Source organism: Rania fehmarnensis, assembly GCF_056494185.1.
Map to the genome: position 1 here is coordinate 3,482,438 of NZ_CM151398.1, position 20,003 is coordinate 3,502,440.

Consider the following 20,003-nt stretch of genomic DNA (forward strand, 5'->3'; position numbering starts at 1 on the left):
CTGCGTTTGTTCCCACCTCAAAGGAGTAACTACAATGCTGAAGCGGTTGGCTCGCAGCCTGTTTGTTGAGAATCTGGAAAACCGTCGCCTCTTAGCCGGAGACGTCGCTGTCTCGCGAAGCGGAGACAACTTATATGTCACTGGAGATGGTCTGTCGAATACGATCTCCATTGAATCCAATGGCAGCGGTGGCATCCGCGTTAATGGATTCAATGATGCATCGGCTCAACCCACTAGTATCAACGGCACGCCTAATGGCTCGTTTCAATCAGCCAACTTCTCCGGTAGTGTTTTCGTCGTGATGAACGGCGGTGACGACCAGGTACGCGTAACTCGCTTGCAACTCCAAACGCTCAACGTCAACTTGGGTGAAGGCAACGATGAACTAGTGGCCGGCTTACAAGATGCCGGAGAAACTCGCTTTGGCAATAGCGTGGCTGTCCGTTTGAGCGTCGCGCAGAACTTCAACATTTTAGGCATTGGTGGCAACGACGATATCCGATTGCAGTCGGTATATGTTGCAGGTTCGATGGTTATTGACACGGGCGAAGGCAATGACAACATTGAGTTGTTACCCGGAGTGGATGGGGCCACGCTGGCCGACACCGCGCAGCGCATTGACGTCGGCGGTGCGTTGACGATTGTTCCCGGCAATGGCGCAGACTCTATTTCAGCCAAGGCGGTGATCACTGGCACCAATCTGATCATCGATGACGCTGGTGGCCCCTTAACTGCCACTCTGAACAGCTTCCGCGCAAACTCCAATGTCTTCATATACGGCTCTCCGCAAAATGATCAGATAAATATCAACGACGGTCGAGCCATTGCGCTTCTGCAAGTGATCACCGAAGGCGGTGATGATCTGGTCGCTCTGCGCAACACCTATGCGGGCAACTTGAACATCAACACCGCTGACGGTGCGGATCGTGTTTCCCTGGACAACGTTCGCGGACCGCGAGCCGACATTCAGTTGGGGGTAGGCAATGATCGCTTGGCACTACGTCAATCCGACATCGATGTGTTGTTTGCCTTCGGCAATTCCGGCGATGACTACTTCGACTTCCGAGGCAGCTTCATCGACCAAGCTAACATCTACGGTGACGCAGGCTATGACACTTTCATAACCGACTTGCTGGCACCCAACCTGATCGGTGAGCTGAACCTGTACTCCATCGAACGCCAGCAACAGGTGTAGAACCTCTGTAGCCGAAGTCGCCAGACTTTGGATGAACACCCCGTAGCCGAAGTCGCCAGACTTTGGATTAGCATCCGAGACGCTTATCCAATCTCTGGCGAGATCGGCTACGGAAGAGTTCACACCTGGCTTGGGTGCATCAAGTACGCTATCAGATCGCGAACTTGTTCACTGCTGAGCGTCTCTAAAATACCCTCAGGCATCGGAGACTGCGTTGTTTCTTCGATTCGCTCAATATCTTCAAGCGATATGGTTTCTTGAGCGGTTTGTGTTTGGATGACCAGCGACTGTGCACTGCGACTAACGATCAAGCCGCTAACGACGCGACCGTCGTCGGTTAGAACTTTGGACATGTGGTAGTTCTTGCCCACCACGGCGCTGGGATCCACGATGTTCTCAAGCAGATAATCCAGGTTGGTGCGTTGCGAGCCGGTCAGTTCCGGGCCAATGGGTTTGCCATGGCCATATAAGACGTGACACTGGCTGCAGCTCTTGTTGAATAGTTGTCGCCCAGCCGGCAGATCAGCTTGGCGCAATTCATCCGGCGTAAGCTGCCCTTTCAGCTTGGTGATCAGTTCGCGACGTTCTATGGGCGTATCACGCAGTTGTCCCCAGACCTCGGCCAACTCTTCAGCCAACTGCGGATCGTTCAAAGAAAGAATTTGACGCGCATGGAAGGCATTCAAGTCCGCTGCAGCGATCGGTGAATTCTTTTGTGCCATAACTTTCAACAGCTCGCGCGCGAATGTCGCTCGCGATACCAGTGTTTCAATAACTGACAAGCGATCTTCGGGTTGAAAGCGTTTAAACTTCAAAGCAATCGCGCGTCCTACGGCCGGATCGTTGACCAGCGCCAGACCTTTGACTGCGGTGGCGTTTAGTATGCGAACATCGAGGACGCTTTCACACAGGCTGCGCAGGTCGCTGGCCCGTAGATCGATCAGCGTCTCCAAGGCGCGTTGCCGCGTCACCATCTCGGCTCGATTGTTGACCACTAATGCTCGAATCTCGTCCAGCGACTGTCCATCGCCAAAGAGCGTATTCAACTTGCGCAGGACTTCATCCGCTCGCGCTACACCTGGCTGTGCGGCCAGCGCATCCCAGCCGCGCGGCTTAGCGACCTGGCGCATGCCTTGATAGGCTTCGCCCATACCAAGCACCACTTGTTGTTGCGATGCGTCTGGTAAATCCCGGGCTACAAGCATGAGGGCTTCGATGGACGTCGGTGTCCTCAATCCGGACGTCGCCAATTTGCGGGCGATAAAGCGATGCAATTTGGGCCAGCGACTGGCGCGAGCCACTTCTACCAGTTCCTGCGGATAGGCACTACCCAGTGGCGCCAGACCATACCATACCAACAAGGGCAAGTCGCGATCCTCTGCATATTCCACATGCGACGCTATAGCTTGCCCCAACTTGCTTCGCAGTTCGATCGGCAGACGCTGCAGTACCGACGCCAACGTCAACTGGACCAATCCTGATGTATCGCTCTTAGCCATTTGAAGTAATTGCTCGAGACTGCTGGCAACATCCGGCGGATACTGCGCGTGTGTCTGCGGTCCCAGGATGGTGTCCAGCGGCCACAAGTCGGTTAGCAGGCGAATACCCCACACGCGTATATGTTCATCACGGTCATCCAACATGGCCAGCAGTTGCTCGCGTGTGAGCGAACCGCTGCGGTAAGTAGCCCAAATGGCCTTGAGTCGTCTTGCCACCTCACTCGCTTCATCGACGGCCGCATCCGATGTTGGTGTGTTCGATGAAGGCTTGGTGGCTTGGTAGCTGAGCTGGTAAATGCGGCCGCTGGTGCGATGAACCCCGGTACTTTCATGGCATTCGCCCGTGTCGCTCCAATCGATGATTAAGGCCTGGCCTGTCTGATTGAAACGTAGATCGAGGCCGCGAAAAAAAGGATCTTCAGCGATCAGCAAATCTTTCTGGTGCCTACCGACGTACCCTGCCCCGCTGCGCTCAAGTCGCTCTGTATTGATGCGCCGACCATGCATATTGATGGTCAGCAAACGACCATGATATTCCGCGGGCCATTGATCACCTTTATAAATGGCAGCCCCGATATGCGCATGGCCACCGCCCAAATCGTTGGCCAGTCCATCTCGACTTTCCGACCAGGTACCTTTCGTGTCGAAGTGATAATGATCAGCGATCATCTCCATGCGCTCGTAAACATCCGGGTTCATACTCTCGCCGAATGATTCTTTCATATGTGCGCCGGGCAGCATGTGCCACAAGTGCCCAATGACGGTGTTGATAAAGAACAGTTCACCATGCTCATCCCAGTCATGTCCCCACGGGTTCACAGTGCCATGACAGAGCACTTCAACTTTCTTATGCTCAGGATGATAGCGCCACAGCCCGCCATCGATGGGCACGCGTTGTTCGCGCGGCGTACCGGGTGGGCCAATCCAACCTGGGCAAGAGTGACCACATCGTCCGTATAGCCAACCATCGGGCCCCCAACTGAGACCATTGGCAAAGTTGTGGTAGTTGTCTTGCGCTACATCGAAACCATCCAGGACAACTTGGGCCGGGCCATCAGGCTGGTCATCGCCATTGGCGTCTGGAATAAACAGCAACTGGGGTGGGCACATCAGCCACACTCCCCCGCGACCAAGCTCGACACTGGTCAGCATTTGTACCTGGTCGGTAAAAACGCGTCGACTGTCGGACCGGCCATCACCATCGGTATCTTCAAAGATCAGCACACGATCGCGCATCGTCATGTCAAATCGCTGAGTGCGATCAGAGTAAGTGAAGTTCTCTGCGATCCACACGCGGGAGCGCGAGTCGAGCGCTAAGGCGATAGGGTTTTGAACCTCGGGTTCGCTGGCGAAGAGATCAACCTTGAATCCCGCGGGCACTTTCATGCTCGCGGCTGCCTGATCGGCTGGCATCGGAGCCAGGTGAGCTTCAGCGGGACTGTTCTTAATCGGCGGGAAATCGTCGGCCCTGGCCGATACCGATAAGGCGACTACGGATAAGGCTACGAAGAGCGCAAGGGGAGTGACTAAGCGCATCGACACGTCCAATTCGGGATTAGGGCACTTTTCGTATCAGGGGGACTTAAGTTCAGAACGAACCAGACAATCTAAGACAAAAAATCGAAGGTGCGCTCTGCGGACAGATGAGGTCGAAATCAGGACGAAAAGCGGTGGTGTGGGACTACTGCCTGGCAACAAGCATTGCTCGTATCCAACTGGACCGGCAATCCGAACGTCGTTTATTGACCAAAGCTCTAACTTCGACATCATCAGGAATCCTGTTAGTGCCCTAATCCCGAATTGGACGTGTCGATGTGCTTAGTCTCATAAGATCCGCCTATCATTTCTTGTCGGCAGCCGCTTTGGCGGCGGCTGCGGCCTCCGCGGCGGCGGCGCGATCGGCTGCCTCTTGATCCTCTTGAGCAGAGCGGGCCCTGGCCGCTTCCATATCAGCCCGAAACTGCTGAGGTAAATCTCTCTCGACATGCTTCTGCAAGATCTCGCGCGTGTCCTTGAGCATTCTATCGATGCGAGTCTTGGCACCTTGTGATCCAGGCTCGCGAGCGGCCTCTAGCATGCGTTCGTGAATCGAGTTCATGCGATCCGACATCGTCTTGTAGTCGGGCATCAACGTGACTTCGCGGATCAGTTCTTCAGCTTGCGCATACTTGCCATCCTTCAGCAGCTGAGCCATGCGCGATGTGCTGATGGCGCGTCGACCGATCAGATCCAACACCTCACCTTGAAAGCCGCGGAAGTAGGCTTCGGCTTCTAGACGAACTGCGTCGCTGGGCAGATCAGCCACATCAACTTCGTTCAGCCCAGGTACCAAAGGCAGACGAGCCAAAACTGTGTCGCCGCTTTTGACGTACAGCAGCACCAACGGTTGCACCAAGGGGACCGCCGCATCGAGAACATGCTGATCCTGTTGATTGGTCTGCGGTAGCGGTACAGGTTTATCGGCCAAGCCGGGTGCTGCCGCACCTTGACCTTCGATAACTTTGGCTTCTGGAGCAGGTTGACCGGCGGGACCGCGGGCGTCTTCGTCTGAGGTGCCACTCTCTTTGGCCTCTTGCGCCGCTTTCTTTTCCGCTTCGCGTCGAGCGACTTCGGCTTCCAGGGCAGCTTTGTCGGCTTCGGCGGCTGCTAGTTGTCGAGCTTTGACTTGCGCGATCTTGATGCTTTCCGGAACCAAGCTGCCCAGGACATCATCTCGCTGAATTGTGATGATGCCGCGCCAATCGGTGTGTCCCAAGAATCGCATATCGTCGGTCAACAAATCGCGCTGATAAATTTGGCAACCCGCTTGCGTCTCGTTGGGGTTGGTGCGCACAACCAGTTTGACATCCGAATGGTCGCTGAGCGGTCGCACGCGTAACGCGATGCGCTGTGCACGCCGCGTTTGTTTGCCTTGCAAGACGTTGCCCATGGCAGAATACGCAGTGCCTTCCAAGTGGATGCCATCATCGGCCTGCGTTACACCAATGTATGTCCAGGGAATGGGTTCCAGCAGGACCGCACCGCCGCGCCGATCCTCGCGGCGAATCATCGGCTGCAACACTTCACCCGCTCGAATCACCGCAGGATTTGGTCCCACAGCCAAGCCACCAGCCCGGTTGAGCATAGTAACTAGTCGGCCGTTGGCTTCCTCGATACGGGCTACGGGCGCGAACGCGGTTACCGTGGACGAGCACAATAGATGCGCCACGTTAGTCCAGTTGGCCGTCTGCTTGCTGACCAGCGGACCGAACTGACGCATCGGACAATCCAGTTCGCGCACTTCGATCGCATAGCCATCGCCGTCACTTTGGCAACGCATCAAGAACAGCTTGTCATACTCTCGCAAGTATCGTTCTGTATGCCATGGCAACATGGTGGCGATGGTTCGCGTGGTATTGGCAAAGAGCGGCATGCGCATGCGTGGGACGAACACGCCCGGAATGCGATTCAACTTCAGAGCCCCTAGCAGCTGCTCGTAATCTTCGAACAGTTCCGTCGTCTTACCCAACAAACCGGTGACCTGCTCCGACTGTGCCAAGGGCGCTGTATCTACCAGCAGTTGTTGGTGATCCCCAATCGTCATGCCGACGGCAGGCAACTGCTGCAGCGCGGTATCAAATACCCGCAAGGATTTTAGTTCCTGGTTGTCTTTATCCAGCAGCATTACCATGTCGAGGTCTGAGAAGTCTTCCACTGCGATGCCGTCGACCCCACGCTCCAACGTCGTCTGCATGTTCGGAGGTACAGGTGGAAATTCTATAGCCCAGGTCGCGCCAAAGGTGCGTTTCAGACCCGCGCGAATCTCTGCGGTCAATTCCTCACGCGCGATGTCCGATTTATCAATCGCGGGATCGATGGCTAGCCAGACAGCGACTTTGTAAGGCGAGTATTCCCAAATTTCCGTCTCATCCGCCGCACGGCCAGTGTTGACGGCGCAAACTGCGCACCACGCCAGCGCTAGTGCGACAGCCAGCCAGCTTTTTGACCAGGACCACTGAATACTCAATTGAAACCCTTCGAATCTGTCATCGGGTGCGACTTCGTGCTCTTACTGACTGGCAACGGGGATACCGCTGGGACCCAAACGCCAATCTTGAATCTTGTCATACAACGTCACCGATCGATCGCCGACGCCTTGCAAGCTGGGTGAGTAGGCAAAGTAATCGGAGATCTGCCACAAGGGCAGTATCGGCAGATGATAATCGACCAACTGATGCAGGCTTTGCAGCGCATCGCGCGTCTCACGCCAACTGCGGGCTTTGCGCACTTTCGTCAGGGCTTGCACGATAAATGGATTTCTAGTTGCGGCCGGGCTAGCGCCGCCCAGCAACCGTTCAATATCAATTGCTGGTTCCCACATGTTGGCAGTTACGTATACCAGGTCGCAGCCCAAATCGGGATCGAAGGCCATGCCTTCAGGTAGCATGACCGTTTCGGCTTTGATACCGATCAGTGACCACTGTTCGATCAACGCTTGCACAGCCACTTTAGCCACCTCAAAGTTGGGGATACCAATTTTCAGTGGTGTGTTATCAGGCACTGGCAACTTCATTTTGCCGGCTTGAGCGCGAACTTCTTTTTCAGCCATATAGACCAACAGCTTGGCCAAACGTGGATCATAAGGCTTGGGTTGGATCGAGGGATCGTAAGCGTAGTTCAGCGGATCATTGTCATCGGCACCAATTGGAAATGGGCCACTCAGCAAGCGACCGTCGCGTGGGTTGTCGCTGTTGATCAATTCGCCCCGCAAAATTTCGCTGCGGTTAGTGGCATACATCAGTGCGCGTCGAAACTTCTCTTTTGCCAGATACGGATGTTCCGAAGTTGGTACGAGCATATGTACTGAGGGCAATAAGTACCCACCCAGTTTCATCAGCTTCGATTGTTCGTAACGTCGCGCATCCGCTGGATAGATGCGGTCTAGAGCGTCGATCTCGCCGCGCAGCATCTCATTGACGGCCACTTTCGGATCTTCATAAAAAACTTCGACGATCTCGACGGGCATTTTGGAATTTGGTACGCGCTCGCGGAGTACAAATGAAGTTTCATCGCCATCAACGGCCGAAAGTTTGTACGGTCCGGGCAGTGGCGATGGCTGCTCGGCGGTGTCCGGATAGCTGTACTGCAATAAAGCTTGCGGCAAGACGTGAGGCCGCTGCAGTCGAACCAACAACTGCGTAGGACCGGGCGTCGATATGGACTTGACGATCGCCGCCCAAGATGCGTCGTAGGCCGGGTCCTCCGGTGTGGCTCGCGCGGCCAGGTCTTGGGCCAGGTCATAACCGTCGATTCCCGCTTGGATATCGGGATCGATGCTCATGGTTAGCTGCAGATTGTCTTCGCTCAGTTTCAGCTTGCCGAGAGCGAACTGATAACGGCCACCTTCGGTGCCAGTGTCCAAGAATTTGACCACGGGTCGGTAAACCAACATGCCAGCGCGACGACCTGCCCAGTTAAACAAGTTGCCGGGATCCATCGCACCAGCTTTTTGAGTAACGCCGACGCGAATCATGGGATGGCGGCGACGAATCTCAGCCACCAGTTCTGCCCCGCCTTCGATATCCGACGAGATGTTGGACATATCGATCGCCGCTCGCCGGGCTTCGCGAAACTTGCCAGCGTTCATCAGGGCAATCGCTTGCTCTTTGCGTTGCTGCGCCAGATTCAAGAAGGTGCTCTTCCATTCGGTTACGCTCGGCAGTTTATCGCCGTAGGTTTTGGCCAGTCGCTCGAGCAATTGCTTGGCACTGGCCATGTCGCCTTTATTCTGATAGTAACGCATCAACGTGTCGGTAACTTTGGAGAGACCTGTCAGCACGCTGTTGGCTTCGTATTCCGGTGCCGTGGTATACAGCTCTTCCAAGGTGGCCATCGTTTGGAAGTTGCGATTGAAATCCGCTCGCGTTTCCGCAAACTGCACAGCGGCGCTCTGAAACATAAAATCGCGACGCAGTTTCTCCAAGTTGGGTGTCTTGGGATAGTTCTGCATCAGGTAACTCAAGTTCATGAACGCGCCGATAAAGTCGCGCTCGGCGAGTTTCTTGGTGGCTTCGTCGTAGATCATGACTTCGAAGAATTCGACGCGGTCGATATCGCGCCATAGCACTTCGTACTTGCGCTCAGGGTGCGATAGCAACACGACTTGCAAGCGTTCTGTGTCCGCCGGGCGGCGCTCGAAGTTGCGCACCGGCAGCGGAGCGATCTTGACCGACTTGCCACCAGCCGTGGTGGTTAGCGTCACCAGGTCAAACGGTGGCGTATCGATCAGAGGTGGTTCGTAAGTCTGTGCACCCAGTTGAGCCAGGCAAGCCAGCCATATCACCAGCGCCGCTACAACTCGCGGCGCGCAGGTTCCGGCAGGCTTAATACATACACTGCGCCGAAGGATCAAAGCCAGGGTTGACCGTTTGTTGCTTACCAAGGGCTCATTACTGAGCATTGTTAGCCCCCCTGGTCGACACAGGTGTTTCACTGCGAGGCAACAGTAATACGCTGCCTTCATCGGTCCCTAGCAACATGCCGCCCTGCACAATCAGTGGAGCCGCGCTCAGCGGTTGATCGACGGTTTGTTGGGATTGCACGCTACCTTGCAGCGGATCCACAAACCAGATTTGACCACTGGTGGCCGCCAGCACGATCGCGCTGCCGTTACTGGTCGGTGGCCCTACCAGGCGAACGCGAGGAAAATCAAGTTCCCAAATCTTCTTGGCTCCCTCGGTGAACGCTTGCAGCTTGTGATCCGTCTGCACCAACACCGCATCGCCCTCGATGGAAAACGGTCCAGCTTGCCAACGTCCATCCAAGACCGCAACACCATTGCGAGTCAGCGAGGCACTTTCGTACATCACCAGGCTCTCTTCGGTTTGTTTGTTTATCACTACCGCGACACTCTTGCCCGAGGCGGCCACGGGTCCCAGAGGCGCGCCGCTGAGATCTATCTCAGAAAGTGGTCGCAACGAATCGCTCACCGCCAAGCGATACAGCTTGCGATTGTCAGTAGCGAATAGCGATTTGGAATCAGCCATGTAAGCCGATTCGTTCCATTGATGCTTCTTCCCTGGTTCAACTTGCGGTTGATAGGGCTTGGCCGCGGGCAGACCAGTCGACGGATCGATCACCAACAACTGTCCGTTGTCGAGTCCGATAGCCAAGTTGTTGCCGACCGCAGTTGCTGGCGCCGTAGGCCGTGCGCCAGAGAAGTTGGCTTGAGTCTGTTTGACCTTTTCGCCGCTGGGGTTGGAGGCGTAGGTCAGAATGCGATTGGTCGTCGCGGTATTCTGGAACGCTATGGTGCCACCTGCCAGCACTCGTGGATGGGTGTAGTTCATTCCGGGCTTGAAAGTATCAGTATTGTATTCAGCCCGATTCAAGGCCAACTGAGATGGATCGATCGCGAATTGCGCACCGGTCGACAACACCGCGTCGAAGCGACCAGCAGCCGGTGAGGCCAGATGAATGACCGGCGCGCCCAAATCGACGACCCACTGGATCGCAGCCGCGTCGGCAGTCACGGCGCTGACGCGCACACCTCGATTGCCGCGCGGAATGCGACGATGCACGATGATGTCGCCAAACTTCAGCGGCGGACCGACAAACTGATCGCCTTCATCCATGATCCATGGTCGTACCAATTTGCCTGTGCTGACCTGCACATCCCAGCGTGTGAAGCGGGCATTGGTCGTCCAAAGCTGGTTGCTTTCGATCACGCCCCATGATTTGATCGGCTTCGATTCACTCGCAACTTCCGATGCCAGCACGGAAACTTTGTTCTTGTCGTCACCAGCTTGAATGTCAAAGACCTTGATCTGTCCCAAGTCAGACATGACCACCAGTTTGCGACCATCGATCACTGGCATCGTTGTAATGTTGCCATCCATCTCGAATGGTTCTTGCGCGGGGCTGACCTTTAGGCCCGCATCATCGGTTTGCAGTACGCGCACCGTCGACTTCGTAGGTGTGCGATTTTCAAAGACAAACAATTGACCTAGCAAGTGAATCGGCGGTACGACAATGGAACCATCATTGTGTCCCAGGTAATACACTTCGCGGCACTTGCCGTCTTGGCGCGAGATGACGTACAAGTTGTGATGGTCAGCTGGCACATAGATGACGGGCTTTTCTGCATTGACCGTCGGAGTTACGCGCAATGGCTGGCCGGTCTGCGCGGCCCATTTCACCTGACCGCTGTCGGGTTCGATGTTCAGCAGTGTTCCGTTCTTGAGTGCAACCAACATGTCTTCCGCATCCACGCGCGGCGCGTTGGTTGGACCCCCCAAATCACAGAACCATTTGACTTTGCCAGTGGCTCCATCCAACCGAGTCAAATGCCCCAAGTCGGGACGGCACACGATGACATCCGATTCCAGTTGATCGGAAGTGGGCAGTGGATCATCCACCATGTCGCGACCCACAAAATAGCGCCACTTGACTGCCCCGCTTTGCGCATCCAAGCCATAGACGGTTCCCTTGGCGGCTACCGTAATAATGCGTCCAGCCTGGCTTGGAATTTCTTTCCCGGCGCGATTGGCCAGCACGATCGATTTGGTGGAAGCACTGGCGGGCGCGTCGGGCAGGATTTTGATTTCCGGTATTTCGGATCCAACTTGCGCCTGTTGAATGCGAGCCGCTTCTTGGACGCGTTCCATTAGTCCAGGATCAGTTTCCAGTTGCGGAAACCGCGAGAGCAAACCGGCGCGCACCAGATAAGCTTCGCCGGTTTGGTTTTGTTTCAGTTTCTCGTCAATGCTGACCAGCGATGCTTGCAGATCTTCTTCGCGAGCGATATCGCGTTCGATGCGTTTGGTATCTTCTTCGATCGAGCGCATGGCGACGCCGAATTGTTCGCGCGTGGCGTTACCGACATACTGAGCCTCAGTCATCAGTCCACCCAGGCGTTTCATTTCCGCCATCAGTTTCTTTTTACCTTCGATGTCCGGCGCGTTGTCGGCTCGCTGATTGAACTTTTGGGCCAGCATGACCAACGCGCCAGCCACATCGCCTCGCTCGCTGGCAATGGCGGGTTCTTTGGCAATCGTGGGCAGCACGGCTTCTGCGGTTTTGAGTGCATCGATCGGATTGGGCAAGCTCTCGATGTCCTTGCGAATCTTGCTCATGCCGATGCGCACGCGGGCCAGCGACGCATCTTTGTGACTGCTGAACGTGTTGGCAAAAGATTCGTAACGCTTTTGCGCCATTTCGTAGTTATTCGGCTTGTAAGCGTCTTCGGCCAACTCCAGCATCTTGTCGGCGCTCTCGCTGGTGAAGTAATAAATCAAAGCGATGGCAAAGACGCCCAGCAGACCGAGCACGGCACCGACCGTTAGAATGCGGTGTGAATCCCACGGGTTCTTACCATCTTTGCTCGACGCCATCAGCGGACGTTTGTTGGGTATCGGCTTGGGCGTCCGTTTTTCCTTGCGTTTACCGGTCGACTCGATCTTGGTGATGCGTTTAGCACTCTTGGGTTTGGGCTGCTCGTCGACTTCGACTGCATCTACCACTTTGCGTTGGGCCTCTTCGACCACTTCGACTTCCACTACACCATCGTCATCGACCAATTCCACTTCGACGATATCGTCGTTGGGATCGATCACTTCGACGTCCACTACATCGGCATTGCGCTCATCGTCGTCGAGAATGATGGCCTTGTTGGCGGGGACCTTTTCAGGTGCCAATCCCAATTCCTCTTGCGCCGGTTGGCTCGAACGCTTCTCGGGCGCGTCTTTGCTCTCATCCGAGATCAACTTGGTGGCCTGGAACTTCGTCAAGTGACCGTTATCGACCAACAGCCGCGCCAGCGTACCGGCGGTGATGCGAGCCTTGCTTTCTTCAACCTGGCGGCGCAGCTCATCCAAAATATCCGGCGACAGTAACCCCAGCACTTCCAGCTTATCGATGAATTGCTTTGCCGTCATAGAGAAGATTCAGCAGTCTATTTAAAAGATGAGTCGATGGGATTAAAACTACTTGTCCAGGAACACGTAGTCCGGTCGCATAGAAGTGTACCACTCGCGCCAATACTTGGCCGCCGTCCGCCTCTGATCCTCGGTTGGCTCTTCAGCCAAATGTCGCACCGTTAACTTACGAGTTAGCAAACGCAAACTCTCTTCGGCGATCATCGGCACCAAGGGATCCGTATCGGTCAGAGCGTAGATTAAGTCGGGCACGAGATTGATGTCATCGCTGCGGCCAAGCAACTTGGCGGCGATGCGCCGCGACTTCCAGTCTTTACTACGCAGCAAACGAGCCAGACGCCCAACTTGTGCTTTGCGCTCGGTGGTATCTTTGGAGAGCGTCAAGTTTTCGGGCAGCAGACCTACTTCGACATTCTCCGTGCCATTCTTTTCCATCAGTTCCAGCAAACCGTCAACAGTCGCTGTTTCTTCGCTGACGATCTTATCGCCCACACGCCGCACAGTTGACGTGTTGCTCGGCAGCGAATAACCACCGACTTGAAAACCTTCGTTCAGCTTGGCAATGGTCTTTTGCGTACTGCGGATCATGTACAGGATTGCAAAAGCCGTGCAGACTTCTGGTGGGCAGAAGTCGCTGTTGAGCTTGCCCCACGCACCATCGGGCGACTGCAATCGTTTGAGTTCATTGACGCCCGCGTTGTACCAGGCCGGACTCTTGTCGCGACCTTTGCCGTTGAGCACTTCGACGAAGCTCTCGTAACGTTCTTCTGAATAGCGATAGTAGTACAGCCAACCTTTGCCGACCGGTGAATAGGGATAACGCTTCTGATAATCGACGGCCTTTTCGACCGTGGGTCGAATGTCATCCAGCTTCATGCCGCCACCGCTGTTCTTGATCTTCTCGCGTTCTTTCTCGATCAAGTCGATGCGCATGAACGCTTTAGGAATGTCGGGATCCTCTTCGACTAGCGCTCGTTTGCCCAAGATGCCCAGAATATCGGCGCCGATCAACGTGGCTCCAATGCCGGCGGTGGCTAACGACTTGCTGACCGCATCTTGAGCAATCAGCTCGCTTCCGGTGGGCAACTTCGCCTGGTACCCCCAACCGCCCGATGGATCTTGTGAGGCCAACAAATATCGCAAGGTGTTTTCAACCATATCAGTCGGCACATCAATATCGTTCTTGGCCATGGCCCACATGGCCAGCATGGCATACTGTGTCTGCGAGGTATCGCCAGTTTGGTTGTCCAGATAACCAAACCCGCCGTGGCGCTTTTGAACATAGCGCAAGAAATCACGAATTTGGATCAGCTGCGGACGATATTCCACTGCGTCCATGTCGGCCAGGAACAAGGCGGCCATGGATGCATCGTAGACGATCTTGTGGTGTGCTTTGGGATTGTTCAGAGCAGTGTTGGCCCGTTCGACGGCCGCTTGGAGACCTTGCTTGACCAGCGGATGATCTTTGTCGGCCGTAACTTTGTAGACGGTGTAGCCGACCAGAATGTGGCCACCTTCGTATTCGCCGACGGCATTCTGCATGCCAGAATTTTCCAGATAGCGAATGCCTTTGTCGACCATGGCCAACACGGCAGGGTCATCTGGGGTGTAAGCGGTCGCCTGACGCATACCGATAGACAAGCCACCCGACAGGAGTAAAACCGCCAGGCATACCTGCGATTTTATGGAGAAACGCTGATAAAAGTCGATCCATTGGCCCGTCATGCCACTCATGCCTTCGCTCCTAGCCAACCCGCTTGCCACGCCCCACTAACCAATTGTCGTTTTTCGAGTGCCGCTTTGCAAGTATCAAAGTTCTAATGGACGGGTGTTGCAGAGAGTCGTGCGAAAAGTATGAGCCCTGTAGGACTCTTCAGGAGCGAGCAAATATTCTCAAATCGAAAACTTCGGCTTGGCAATTCTGAGCGGCCACGGCCACATAGTAGTCGCGGGCAGCCAGGCAAGCACCCTCCAGTTTCCTCTGGTGATCGAGCATCGCGGTCAAAGCTTCATCCTGCAACGCAAACTCGACTGTCATCCATTGTTGGCCAAGCTCTTTCTGCAGGCTAGCGCAATGCAAACGCGTTTTTTTCTGGTTCGTGCGTACCTCGACCAGGCATATCTCATCGTGTTGGGGGAATATTTCCAGCGAATAATCGCCAACCTGTTCGGTCATGAAGATAAATTTTAAGACAGATTCATCGTTCGTTTTTGAGAATCGAAAGCTGGTTCGTAGCGTGATCTGGTTGGAGCGGACGTGGGCATAGTTCATCCAGACTTGCCAGTAAGAGATGGCGTTGATCTTCAGCAGTCGATCTTCGATGGTGTAATGTTCCGCGCTGCCATCGCCCATCGAAGTGGGAGTTGTCAACTGGTGACGTTGAAAGTTAGCAATCGACTCCGATTGAGCATCGGAGGCTGGGGGCAGAGCTATGGGAGCGGGATCAACTCCGTTAGTGCTCGGCTTGCGTTTGTCGGGCGCTGGCTTGGCTGAGTGCCACCATTGTCGACGACCGACTTCCAACAGACCCACGGCCGCCACGGCCGAAGCGGCTATAACGAACGTGCGGCGAGACCTGGTGGGTTGGACGGCTGCGGTCGGCGTTGGCAGCGAAGTGTATTGACCATCGCAGAATGGCGCGAGCACTTCCATGATTTGGGCAGCTGATTGAAAGCGATCATCGGGTCGCTTGGCCATCATCTTGAAAACGATCGCTTGCAACGACTCAGGCAGGCCAGGGATGGGTGCAGGTGTTGAGTAACGATGCGCATCGAGCTTGCCGAGCAAGGTTAATCCGATGAAGGGCGCGTGACCACTGAGCAGATGGTAGAGCGTACAACCCAGGCTATAGATATCGGAACGCGCATCTGCCTGGCTGGGGTTAAGAGCTTGTTCAGGAGCCACATAGTCTGGCGTACCCATGACCATGTTTTCACCGGTAATCGATGAATCGTCGGTGGGATCGACTACCAAACCAAAGTCGAGCACTTTCACGATGCCGGCTGAGTCGCGAATCAAGTTCCCGGGTTTTACATCGCGATGAACCAGGCCGGATTGATGTGCGTGGTCTAATCCGCGCGCCGCATCGTGAATCGCATGACAAGCGGCGGAAATCGTGAGTGGACCCTTGGCAACCTGGCTGGCCAAGGTTTGTCCTTTGATATATTCGACGACCAGGAAATGCGTGTTGCCGACTTGTTCGGCATCGTAGGCGGTGACCACGTTGGGATGATGCAGTTTGGCCGCCGCTTGCACTTCGCGACGAAAGCGGGCGATGGCAGCGGGTTTGGATAACAGATCGGGCCGGATGACTTTTAGAGCTACGGGCCGATTCATGAATGTATGCATGGCTAGCCACACCGTTCCCATGCCGCCGCGGCCAATCTGTCGAATCAATCGATACCGTGAATGCGTTGCCAGTTCCTCGGGAGCGTTACTAAACTGTGCGTGCAAATGCCCGATCGAGTTGACACTCACTGCACTTTCAGTCATGGCCGCCGAGATCGATACCGCCTTGGTTGGCGGCCGCGGGTTCAGGTAACCGTTGACGCTCGAGAGTAGAGAAGTTGAAAAGCCGTCGGAGAGCCATTGATCGATTTCCCACTGGATAGCCAATTGCTGCGCCAGTTGCGGGAATCGAAGTTGATATTCGGCCAAGGCAGGTTTGTCGCCGGCGCGCAGTCTGAGGCAGACTTCGTTGCAGATTAGCGCTAGCAGATTGTCATGGCAATGGGAGTCGGAAGGTAAGCGCATGAATAGATGCTCGATAGGTGTAATTTCACCGGACTGCCAACTCATTTCTTGGTTGACGAGCAGATCGACCAGCGCTTCAGCCATATTTACCTCAAACTCCCACCATCGGCCGCCCCTTTGCCTCGGGTTCATTATAAAGCCCGGCAGTCGCCAAAGATTTTTGCATCACTGTACTTAGCCAGACGTGGTGGTGTGGGCAGAGAGTTCACCGTGGGCAGAAAAAATTCAGCTTTGGTCATGCCGAATGCGACCTCCCCAGCCCTGGCCCGCCTTGCCACGCAGAAGTTGGCAGGTAGAATCGTGCCCGTAGCGGAACTCGGTAGCCGAAGCCGTCAAGGCTTTCGGCGTGCCCAGCGCACATTTGGGGCTCGACAGCCGTTAAAATGGCTCGTAGAATCCTCCGAGCGAAAAACCGCTGGTTAAACAGCCAACCCGATGGTCGGGTAGCTCAGTTGGTAGAGCAATGGATTGAAAATCCATGTGTCGCCGGTTCGATCCCGGCCCCGACCACTTTCTCTTCTGGCGAATCAATATGTAGAGCGGCTGTCCTCAGCCGCTCAGCACCCTCTAACCAGATTCTCCACCGACCGAACGTCCGGGAGGGCGAAGGTCCTCCTGAGCCAAACACCGTTGCGAAGCGCGGACAAAGTCCCGGGGGAATGTGGTGTTGGAAGCATCAGGTTGGTTCAATGACGCAAACAGACTAGTCCCCGAGTCTATGTCCGTTCCTCATGACGGTGTTGGGCTCAGCAGGAGCATTCGCCCTCCCGTTCCAAACACCGCACAGAACAACGGACAAAGTTTACGGGGAATGTGGTCCGGGAGCGCGAAGGTCCTCCTGAGCCAAACACCGTTGCGATGCACGGACAAAGTTCCGGGGGAATGTGGTGATGGCAGCATTAGCTTGTTAGCAATGACGCAAACAGACTAGCCCCCGAGTCTATGTCCGTTCCTCATGACGGTGTTGGGCTCAGCAGGAGCATTCGCCCACACGGCGTCACCAGAGATCGTTAAAGAGCTTCTGCATGGCTACACGACAATTCTCGGGCATGGCTTGGCAAAGCTGTTGAAAAAGCTTTACGTCCAATTCCTTTTGCTCCTGTTGGTATTGTTCGTTACACTGGCGCACCGACTCTCGAACTGAGGCCAGTTGATCAGCATCGAGCTTCAAGTAGGCTACAACTTCTGTTCGACCAAACATCGACAAAGGACTAAATCGGAACTCTTCCTGAGCTCGACGGCGAGCAAGGAAAATCCACTGTGTAGGTGTCAGGATCTCCTTGATTTGGCGAATGCCTTCTTTCCGAACGGCCTCGGCATACTCCGGCAATCGTTTAATCTTGTTCTGAGATGCGAAATGACTAAGACGTGATGTTTCAGCAACCTCTCTCAAAAGAGCTACTTGCTTTGGTGTTAAGCTTGCAGATTCGTGAAATTCTTCATCTACGCCAGCTAGATTGATCGTACTCAACGACTCGGTATAGCTGGGAAACGGTAGCCGACTATATTCGGCGCTGTCGGGCGTTTGAGCACCAACTGGCTTTCCCAAGCTGAGGTACTCATCTAATAATATACGTGCATCGTCTGGAATAGAACGCAAGACTGCCTGGCTGCGCCGGTCCAAGGCCTTCGACAAATCGCTTTCGTAAGCCTTTAGTCGAGGCTCGGCTTTCTCGAGCAATTGCGCACTATCTGCAGGATCTAACTGTATCAGCTTGCAGACCTCACCATCCCTCAACGGAGCAGTGGGATCGTTGAATCGAGCTCGCATAGCGGCCGATCTTAGTGACCTAAGCTGCTCGACATGAAGAACAGTACCAAGTTCTTGCTCAATCTTCGCATCCAGCTCGACGTACGCGTCACGTATGGTATGGAACTTCCCTTTCTCTGCTAACTCCCGCCGCTTCGCTGCAATCAGTTCGCTCAAGTCGGGGCGGCTGCGCATCTTCGCAATCTCGTTGATCTGATGTGGCGATATCTCCAACTCAGGCGCAAAGTTCGAGTTGCTTACGATTTCAAAGGAAAGTTCCCAATAGTTCAGACTGGGGAGAAAATTGATGCCCTCAGATTGCGCCAGTGCTTGACCAGACTGACCGAGAACAGCCAGGCACACCACGTAAAAGGAAACCTTCAGAGTCTCTGATCGCATGAAAACACCTCCGATCGCGTCCGCCCATCTTTTTTAAGTGGGTAAGGCGGGTATGGCAACATGATAGCGAAGTCAACTCTTCATAGCACCCATATCACTATTGAGGTCGGCGGCTGTCCCCAGCCGCTCAGCACCCTCTAACCAAATTCTCGACCGACCGCATGCCCGGTGGGCGAAGACCTACTTATTAATCGGTTAAAGTCACTGGCGTAGTCCCTCACCCAACGACTATTCCAACCGCTCGAATTGTTAACCACAGAGACACGGAGGCACAGAGAAGTCGCTGCCGTTGGATAGTCGCCTACCAAACGAGGATGGTGTCCTTCGGTGGCGAGTCTCGGAGAGACTCGGCTACGTGGGGCGAGTTCGCCTCCAGTTCTCAATGGCCACTGCGACCGTTAGCTTGACGAGGATCGCCATCACGATCAACGCCAGTAAGGCATCGATCGACAATCGCAGTTTCTCCCAAGTTAATGCCTGGACAGGCTTATTCGGCGCTGGATTGAAAAAGTGCGCGTGCCAATACAGATATTCACAGTAGACCAGAGTGGGACCAAAGAAAGAGGTTAGTAGACAGGCTATCATCCAAACTCCAGGCTCGGTACGCCAATTGCGCATGGCCGTGCAGTAGATGCCAAGCGACAAAAGCATAAAGCCCGTTAAGACTCCAAATACCCAGTCACGTGGCAAAGCGAACGGAGTCATCATCAGCATCAGCCCGGAAAGGACAAACGCACGACGACGGGCAATGATCCTTTCAATTTGCGTTTCGGTTAACATGGCACCTGTTTCCCCTGGGCCGCTTTTCGCCCGCTACAAGATGGACTTAACCGTTGGTTGGTGGAGGTAACAAATCTCCTTCAGGTGTGGCTGCGCGACCGTTGGCTGAGTTGTGGCGCGACTTTAGACAGCTGGCCAAGATGCCGTTACCACAACCGACAAAAAGCGCTGCGATGAGATGACCGATGGCCATGTAGTGCCTGCGGTTGGGGACAAGGCCGGGGCCGTAAGCATACTTCGCGTAGTCCATGGCCTCAATTTCTTGCCAAGTTTTTATCATTCGTTTCCTCGGACCAGTTATCTGTGCCGTCCCGTTGCCAAGGTTTCGGACGGTCTCGCCAGCAGGCGTGCGTCGCTCACGTGAAAACTGTAAATGGGCATCCATGAACTCCAGTCCCATGTCCGTAACCAGCGTGCCGCTGCGGTTGGAACCGTAGGGCTGCGTCAGGTATAGGTAAGGCAAACACGCGAGCAGAAACCCCAGAGCAAATGCTCGACTGCGATTGGCACCGAAAACGGAAATGGTGGCGGCAATGACAACGGCCGCAAACAGAATTGAGTTCATGACGCGGAACCACTGTTCATTCGAGCCCACCAAGGCGCTGATGCTAACGCCCATCAGGGTGACGATGGCCAGCAAGACGGAGACTGAGTATCGCATAAAGAGCTTCCATAGTGACTAGATCAGCCCAGTAGCTATTATGCGCTATTT

At 54.8% G+C, this 20,003-nt stretch carries 10 protein-coding genes and 1 tRNA gene; 2 read left to right on the forward strand and 9 right to left on the reverse strand.

Features of this window, described 5'->3' with window-relative positions; all coding sequences use genetic code 11:
• Positions 1-34 precede the first annotated feature (34 nt).
• Positions 35-1,195, forward strand: a complete 1,161-nt coding sequence (locus SH573x_RS11795; protein ID WP_479355238.1) for a hypothetical protein — start codon at positions 35-37, stop codon at positions 1,193-1,195.
• Between the two features lie 119 nt (positions 1,196-1,314).
• Here SH573x_RS11795 and SH573x_RS11800 read toward each other — a convergent pair whose 3' ends face one another.
• The 6 genes from SH573x_RS11800 to SH573x_RS11825 form a co-directional block, all read right to left on the reverse strand.
• Entirely contained in the window at positions 1,315-4,230 is a 2,916-nt protein-coding gene (locus SH573x_RS11800; RefSeq protein ID WP_479355240.1) for a PVC-type heme-binding CxxCH protein, read from the reverse strand.
• Positions 4,231-4,534: 304 nt separating this feature from the next.
• A complete protein-coding gene (locus SH573x_RS11805; RefSeq protein WP_479355242.1) occupies positions 4,535-6,700 on the reverse strand; it encodes a hypothetical protein in 2,166 nt (721 codons plus the stop codon).
• A gap of 42 nt (positions 6,701-6,742) precedes the next feature.
• Complete coding sequence (locus SH573x_RS11810; RefSeq protein WP_479355244.1) at positions 6,743-9,133, reverse strand: ABC transporter substrate-binding protein; 2,391 nt, start codon at positions 9,131-9,133, stop codon at positions 6,743-6,745.
• On the reverse strand, positions 9,123-12,608 hold the full coding sequence (locus tag SH573x_RS11815) for an outer membrane protein assembly factor BamB family protein (protein ID WP_479355246.1): 3,486 nt from the start codon (positions 12,606-12,608) through the stop codon (positions 9,123-9,125). Before SH573x_RS11815 ends, SH573x_RS11810 begins: the two co-directional genes overlap by 11 nt.
• A gap of 48 nt (positions 12,609-12,656) precedes the next feature.
• Positions 12,657-14,342, reverse strand: a complete 1,686-nt coding sequence (locus tag SH573x_RS11820; protein ID WP_479355248.1) for a hypothetical protein — start codon at positions 14,340-14,342, stop codon at positions 12,657-12,659.
• A 139-nt stretch (positions 14,343-14,481) separates the two neighbouring features.
• Positions 14,482-16,446: a serine/threonine-protein kinase gene (locus tag SH573x_RS11825; RefSeq protein ID WP_479355250.1), complete on the reverse strand. Its 1,965-nt coding sequence runs from the start codon at positions 16,444-16,446 to the stop codon at positions 14,482-14,484.
• Between the two features lie 353 nt (positions 16,447-16,799).
• On the opposite strand from SH573x_RS11825, the gene SH573x_RS11830 reads away from it, so the two are divergent.
• Positions 16,800-16,872, forward strand: a tRNA-Phe gene (locus SH573x_RS11830).
• Between the two features lie 487 nt (positions 16,873-17,359).
• Here SH573x_RS11830 and SH573x_RS11835 read toward each other — a convergent pair.
• The 3 genes from SH573x_RS11835 to SH573x_RS11845 form a co-directional block, all read right to left on the reverse strand.
• On the reverse strand, positions 17,360-18,289 hold the full coding sequence (locus tag SH573x_RS11835; protein ID WP_479355252.1) for a hypothetical protein: 930 nt from the start codon (positions 18,287-18,289) through the stop codon (positions 17,360-17,362).
• 573 nt (positions 18,290-18,862) lie between these two features.
• On the reverse strand, positions 18,863-19,291 hold the full coding sequence (locus SH573x_RS11840; protein ID WP_479355254.1) for a hypothetical protein: 429 nt from the start codon (positions 19,289-19,291) through the stop codon (positions 18,863-18,865).
• 46 nt (positions 19,292-19,337) lie between these two features.
• A complete protein-coding gene (locus SH573x_RS11845) occupies positions 19,338-19,952 on the reverse strand; it encodes a hypothetical protein (RefSeq protein WP_479355256.1) in 615 nt (204 codons plus the stop codon).
• Positions 19,953-20,003: the final 51 nt, after the last annotated feature.

Excerpts from the sequence above, each read along its gene's own strand:
- SH573x_RS11795 (WP_479355238.1), top strand. The coding sequence starts at position 35 with ATGCTGAAGCGGTTGGCTCGCAGCCTGTTTGTTGAGAATCTGGAAAAC.
- SH573x_RS11800 (WP_479355240.1), bottom strand. The coding sequence starts at position 4,230 with ATGCGCTTAGTCACTCCCCTTGCGCTCTTCGTAGCCTTATCCGTAGTC.
- SH573x_RS11810 (WP_479355244.1), bottom strand. The coding sequence starts at position 9,133 with ATGCTCAGTAATGAGCCCTTGGTAAGCAACAAACGGTCAACCCTGGCT.
- SH573x_RS11815 (WP_479355246.1), bottom strand. The coding sequence starts at position 12,608 with ATGACGGCAAAGCAATTCATCGATAAGCTGGAAGTGCTGGGGTTACTG.
- SH573x_RS11820 (WP_479355248.1), bottom strand. The coding sequence starts at position 14,342 with ATGAGTGGCATGACGGGCCAATGGATCGACTTTTATCAGCGTTTCTCC.
- SH573x_RS11825 (WP_479355250.1), bottom strand. The coding sequence starts at position 16,446 with ATGGCTGAAGCGCTGGTCGATCTGCTCGTCAACCAAGAAATGAGTTGG.
- SH573x_RS11840 (WP_479355254.1), bottom strand. The coding sequence starts at position 19,291 with ATGTTAACCGAAACGCAAATTGAAAGGATCATTGCCCGTCGTCGTGCG.
- SH573x_RS11845 (WP_479355256.1), bottom strand. The coding sequence starts at position 19,952 with ATGCGATACTCAGTCTCCGTCTTGCTGGCCATCGTCACCCTGATGGGC.